Origin of the sequence: Paracoccus alkanivorans (assembly GCF_003697785.1) — a bacterium.
Taxonomy (GTDB): Bacteria; Pseudomonadota; Alphaproteobacteria; order Rhodobacterales; family Rhodobacteraceae; genus Paracoccus; species Paracoccus alkanivorans.
In genome coordinates this window covers 1-5,963 of the sequence record NZ_QOKZ01000029.1, presented here as the reverse complement: position 1 = coordinate 5,963, position 5,963 = coordinate 1, and the positions used below count along the sequence as shown (strand labels likewise).

Here is a 5,963-nt window from a genome sequence, read left to right as displayed (position 1 = left end):
ACGGAACCGGCACCCGTGCGCTCGCACGCGGGATGGTGCTGGAAGCGCAGGCAATCGTCCATCATTTCAGAGCAGCTTCCGCGTCGATAGGGAGCGCCGCATCGCCGGCGCGGCGAATTTGGAATGCATCGCACCTCCATGCCGGAGGAAGTCTTTCCGGGCGGGCCGATCGAGCTGGGCGCATAGCTGATCTCGGTTCGGGAAATGGGGCGCCTCGCCAGTCTGGAAGCCCGTTCATCGACGGCGTGCTGGCGCTGGCCCGGCAGATGGGAGATGGGAGATGGGAGATCGGAAGGGGATCCCACCTCGCCTTCCCGGGAAACAGGGTCAGCAATGCCACGCCGGCAGTGCGGTTTTCGGACAGAACCAGCCTGACCTCCTCATCCGTCGCGACGCTGTCCGGGGTGCCGGGCTGGTCCAAAAGCGCGAGCCCATCTGTCGAGCAGCCAGACCGCCCCCGGCCTTCCGGGTCCCGGCGCGATGGTTTGAAGCGGGGTCATCCGTCACGGCTCTGCGCATCGTCGGCAATACCGTTTACCGGATCGAACGGGCATCGCCGGGGTGGGGTCGGCCTTCAGCCGATGAACCGGCCCGGGCGTGTCCTGTGCTCGTCGCGATCAATCGAAGAGGCCCTCGCTGTGTTTTTCGACATATTCGGCGAGTCCGAGCGTATGGTCGCGGCAGAGCTTTTCGGCCAGTTCGGTGTCGCGCTTTTCGAGCGCGCCGATGATCGCCAGATGGTCGCTGATCGATTGCCTGGCGCGGTCGTGACGGCCGATCGTCATCTTGCGGATGCCGCGCACATGCAGCACGATATCCTCGATCATCTCCTGCAGGATCGGCGAGCCGGTCATCTGGATCAGCGTCTGGTGGAACAGCAGGTTGGCCTCGGAATATTCGCCCGGGTAATCCTCCGGGGCATGGCCGTCGTGGAATTTCTCGAAGATCTTCCGCAGGCGGCCGATGTCGCGGTTATTGGCATTCTGGGTGATCAGCCGGGCGGCCATGCTTTCGAGCGCCGCCCAGATATGGATCATGTCGATCACCTCGCGCTTGGTCTTGCGCAGGACGATGATCCCCCGCCGCGGCACGGATTTCACGAAGCCCTGCTGCTCGAGCATGGCCAGCGCCTCGCGGATCGGCGTGCGGCTGACACCAAGGCGCTCGGCCAGTTGCCGTTCGTCAAGCCAGGTGTCCTCGGACACGCTGTAGATATCCATCCCCGTGATCGCCTGTTTCAGCATCGCGTAGATGCGCGTCTTGAAGTTCGGCTCCGCGGCGAAAGGCTCCAGGACGAGGTCCGGGCCTGTCTTGTCGGAAACTGGCCAGCGTGTCTGGGATCTGGAACTCACAACGCTCTCCTGCAATCAACGGGTGGTATGTATGATAACATATCTCAACTGGAACAGTTCACCGGATAATGCAAGGGCGCGGGGCGGCCCGAAAGGATCGCCCCGGGCCGGCCGCCTGCCGCCGCGAGGCCTCGTCGGCACGGCGGCACCCTGCTCGCGGGGCTTCTTCATTCCGCGGCGGTCGCCCGCGCGTCCTCCGGCTGCCCCTTCAGCAGTCCCACCAATGTCTCCCCGATCCGCGCCGGTGTGGGCGAGACCCGGATCCCCGCCTCCCGCATCGCCGCGATCTTGTCCCCGGCCCCGCCCTTGCCGCCCGAGATCACCGCCCCGGCATGCCCCATGCGCCGCCCCGGCGGGGCCGTGCGCCCGGCGATGAACCCGACCGTCGGCTTGGAGCGCCCGCGCCGCGCCTCGTCGGCCAGGAACCGGGCGGCATCCTCTTCGGCCTGGCCGCCGATCTCGCCGATCATGACGATGGATTCGGTCGCCGGATCGGCCAGGAACATCTCGAGCATATCGATGAACTCGGTCCCCTTGACCGGGTCCCCCCCGATCCCGACCGCCGTGGTCTGGCCCAGGCCCTGCTGCGAGGTCTGGAACACCGCCTCATAGGTCAGCGTTCCCGAGCGCGACACGATCCCGACCGAGCCCTTGCGGAAGATCGAGGCCGGCATGATGCCGATCTTGCATTCATCCGTGGTGATCAGCCCCGGGCAATTCGGCCCGATCAGGCGGGATTTCGACCCGGCCAATGCCCGCTTGACCCGCTGCATGTCGAGAACCGGGATCCCCTCGGTGATGCAGACGATCAGCGCAATCCCGGCATGGATCGCCTCGCAGATGGCATCGGCGGCGCCAAGCGGCGGCACATAGATGACCGTCGCATCCGCATCCGTCGCCTGGCGCGCCTCCGTCACCGTGTCGAAGACCGGTAGATCCAGATGTGTCGATCCGCCCTTTCCGGGCGCCACGCCGCCGACCATCCTCGTGCCGTATTCCAGGGCGGCCCTGGTGTGGAAAGTGGCGGTCTTGCCGGTCATGCCCTGGCACAGGACACGGGTATTCCTGTCAATGAGAATGGACATCAGCTGACCCCTCCGACCGCCTTGACTATCTTCTGCGCCGCATCGTCGAGATCGCCGGCGGAGATCACGTTCAGCCCCGACCCCTCGATGATCCTCTTGCCCTCGGCGACATTGGTGCCCTCGAGACGCACCACCAGCGGCACGGCGAGCCCGGCCTCTTTCACCGCCGAGACGATCCCCTCGGCGATCACGTCGCAACGCATGATCCCGCCGAAGATATTGACGAGAATGCCTTTCACATTCGGATCGGCGGTGATGATCTTGAACGCGGCCGCGACCTTTTCCGCGGTCGCCCCGCCGCCGACATCCAGGAAATTGGCCGGCGCTCCGCCGTGATACTTGATGATGTCCATCGTCCCCATGGCCAGGCCGGCGCCGTTGACCATGCAGCCGATATCCCCGTCGAGCGCGATATAGGACAGGTCGTGGCGCGAGGCCTCGATCTCCCTGGCGTCCTCCTCGGTCTCGTCGCGCATCTCCGCGATATCCGGATGGCGGGGCAGCGCGTTGGAATCGAAACCGATCTTCGCGTCCAGGCAGCGCAGCTCACCATCGGCCGTCAGCACCAGCGGGTTGATCTCCAGCATCTCCATGTCGCGGGCGGTAAAGGCGGCATAAAGCTTGCCCGCCAGCGCCCCGGCCTGCTGCGCCAGATCGCCGCTCAGCCCCAACGCCTTCGCCACCGCGCGGCCGTGATGCGGCATGAAGCCCGTCGCCGGATCGACGCCGAGCGTCACGATCCTGTCCGGCGTCTGCTCCGCCACCGCCTCGATATCCATGCCACCCTCGGTCGAGACGACGAAGGATGTGTAACCCGTCGCGCGATCGACCAGCAGGGACAGGTAGAATTCCCTGTCGATCTCCGATCCCGCCTCGACATAGAGCCGGTTCACCTGCTTGCCGCCCGGACCGGTCTGCACCGTGACCAGCGTATTGTTCAGCATCTGCGCGGCATGCCCGCGCACCTCGGCGGCCGACCGCGCCAGCCGCACGCCACCCCCGGCATCCGCGCCAAGCTCCTTGAAGCGGCCCTTGCCGCGCCCGCCGGCATGGATCTGCGCCTTGACGACATAGACCGGACCGGGAAGCCTGTCCGCCGCCTCCGCCGCGGCATCGGCATCCATCGCCGCGAACCCGTCGGGAACCGGCACGCCACAGGATCGCAGGACATCCTTGGCCTGATATTCATGTATATGCATTATGGGATCATCCTCTCTCGGACCACCGGGATTCCAGGGCGGCCCGGCCCCGGCACAAGGCCGGAACCGGACCGGGCAGGGAAATCAGAGCAGGCCCGCGCCGCGCGCCCATTTATACTTGGCGCCCAGCACCTCGACCGGCAGTTCCGTGGAATAGGCATAGGCCGGAATGCCGTGCTGGTAGAGATATTCCGCCGCCTCCTCGACCTCGACATCGCCGGCAAGCGAGGCGACCATCGGCTTCTCGATGCCCCTGGCGGCCATTTCCTCCTTCACCTCGACCATGAGCCTGGCAAAGACCATGGGCGGCGTGACGATGGTGTGCCAGTAACCAAGGATCAGCGAATGGATGCGGTCGTCCTCCAGCCCGAGGCGGACGGTGTTCTTGTAGGTCTCGGGAGGCTCGCCGCCGGTGATGTCCACCGGGTTGCCCGCCGCGCCGAAGGGCGGGATGAACTTGCGGAACGCCGCGTCCAGATCATCCGGCATCGACATCAGGTTCAGATCGTTGTCGACGCAGGCATCCGACAGAAGCACGCCGGAACCGCCCGCCCCGGTGATGATCACCACATTCTCGCCCTTTGGCACCGGCATGACCGGAATGCCCCGGGCGAATTCCAGCAGCTGCCTGAGCGACCGGGCCCGGATCACGCCGGATTGCCTGAACACATCCTCGTAGATCCTGTCGTTACCGGCCAGTGCCCCGGTATGCGACGAGGCCGCCTTGGCGCCGGCCGAGGTGCGCCCGGCCTTCAGCACCACCACCGGCTTGGTTTTCGAGACGCGCCTGGCGACTTCGGCAAAAGCGCGCCCGTCCTTCAGATCCTCGCAATGCTGGGCGATGATCTTTGTATTCTCGTCCTGCTCGAAAAAGGTCAGCAGGTCGTCCTCGTCGATATCGGACTTGTTGCCCAACCCGACGATCGCGGACACGCCCATCTTCGCCGAGCGCGAGAAACCGATGATCGCCATGCCGATCCCGCCGGATTGCGACGACAGCGCCGCCGAGCCCTTCACGTCGTAGGCGGTGCAGAATGTCGCGCACAGATTGTCCGGCGTGTAATAGAAGCCATAGATATTCGGCCCCATCATGCGGATATTGTATTTGCGGCCGATCCTGACGATCTCTTCCTGCAGTTCCGGCGCGCCCGCCTCGGCGAAACCGGAAGGAATCAGCACCGCGCCCGGGATCCCCTTCTCGCCGCATTCCGTCAGCGCACCGGCCACGAGCCTGGCGGGGATGGCAAAGACGGCCGTATCGATCTCGCCCGGCACGTCCTTGACGCTTCTATAGGCCTTGTAGCCAAGGATATCGTCGGCCTTCGGGTGAATCGGATAGATATCGCCGTTATATCCCCCGTCGATCAGGTTGCGCATCACCGAGTTGCCGATCTTGCCCTGCTCGTTCGAGGCCCCGATGACTGCCACCGCACGCGGACGCATCACCTTGTTCATCGCCGTGACGATCTCTTCCTGGCTGGGCCGGTGACGAGGCTCGGGCTGATCATGGTCGAGCACGATCCGCACATCGGCGGCAATCGCCCCATCCTTCGTTGCGAAGACCGGGTTCAGGTCAAGCTCCGAGATCTCCGGATGATCGCTGATCAGTTGCGAGACGCGCATGATCATGTCGGCCAGCGCCTCGCGGTTGACCGGCTCGCCGCCGCGGACCCCCTTGAGCATCTCGGCCGCCTGGATGCCATCGAGCATCGACAGCGCCTCGCCCCTGTCCACGGGCGCAAGCCGGAAGGTGATGTCCTTCAGGACCTCGACCAGCACGCCGCCAAGGCCGAAGGCCACCAGCTTGCCGAAACTGCCATCGGTCACGGCGCCGATGATGACCTCCTGGCCCGCGGGCACCATCTGCTGGACCTGCACACCGCTGATATCGGCATCCGGCTTGTAGCGCCTCGCATTGGCGATGATCGTGTCATAGGCCGCGCGCGCATCCTCCGCCGTCTCGACACCGACGATCACCCCGCCGGCATCGGTCTTGTGCAGAATGTCCCGCGAGACGATCTTCATCACCACCGGAAAACCCATGCCGGAGGCCAGCTGCGCGGCCTCATCCGCGCTCGCCGCCAGCCCCTCGTCGGGAACGGCGATGCCATAGGCATCGCAGAGCAGCTTGCCCTCCGGCGCCGTCAGCGCCCTGCGGCCCTCCGCCCTCGCCGCCTCCAGCGTGGTCCGGACTTCGATCTTGTCGAGCATGGTTCCCCTCCCCGAAGCTTGATTCACTCAAAACGCGCCAAGGCGCAGCCTGAAAATGTTCCTGGTATTATGAATGATGGATTCCACAACAGGACAATGTCAAGATAAACTTCGCC

The 5,963-nt window shown here is 65.1% G+C and carries 4 protein-coding genes; all 4 read right to left on the bottom strand.

Annotated elements, in window-relative coordinates; genetic code table 11:
- Positions 1–617: 617 nt before the first annotated feature.
- The 4 genes from C9E81_RS22515 to C9E81_RS22500 all read right to left on the bottom strand — a co-directional run bounded on the left by C9E81_RS22515 (position 618) and on the right by C9E81_RS22500 (position 5,847).
- Positions 618–1,352: a GntR family transcriptional regulator gene (locus C9E81_RS22515; protein ID WP_122114594.1), complete on the bottom strand. Its 735-nt coding sequence runs from the start codon at positions 1,350–1,352 to the stop codon at positions 618–620.
- A 167-nt stretch (positions 1,353–1,519) separates the two neighbouring features.
- The gene (gene sucD / locus C9E81_RS22510; protein WP_122114593.1) at positions 1,520–2,437 is read right to left on the bottom strand and encodes a succinate--CoA ligase subunit alpha; all 918 of its coding nucleotides are present in this window, start codon (positions 2,435–2,437) and stop codon (positions 1,520–1,522) included.
- Positions 2,437–3,636, bottom strand: a complete 1,200-nt coding sequence (gene sucC, locus C9E81_RS22505) for an ADP-forming succinate--CoA ligase subunit beta (RefSeq protein ID WP_122114592.1) — start codon at positions 3,634–3,636, stop codon at positions 2,437–2,439. Before sucC ends, sucD begins: the two co-directional genes overlap by 1 nt.
- Before the next feature lie 84 nt (positions 3,637–3,720).
- Positions 3,721–5,847 carry an acetate--CoA ligase family protein gene (locus tag C9E81_RS22500; RefSeq protein WP_122114591.1) on the bottom strand — a complete coding sequence of 709 codons (2,127 nt, stop codon included), beginning with the start codon at positions 5,845–5,847 and terminating at the stop codon, positions 3,721–3,723.
- Positions 5,848–5,963 lie beyond the last annotated feature (116 nt).

What these genes read in the sequence shown, in the direction of transcription:
- sucD (WP_122114593.1), bottom strand. Translation starts at nt 2,437, where the DNA reads ATGTCCATTCTCATTGACAGGAATACCCGTGTCCTGTGCCAGGGCATG.
- sucC (WP_122114592.1), bottom strand. Translation starts at nt 3,636, where the DNA reads ATGCATATACATGAATATCAGGCCAAGGATGTCCTGCGATCCTGTGGC.
- C9E81_RS22500 (WP_122114591.1), bottom strand. Translation starts at nt 5,847, where the DNA reads ATGCTCGACAAGATCGAAGTCCGGACCACGCTGGAGGCGGCGAGGGCG.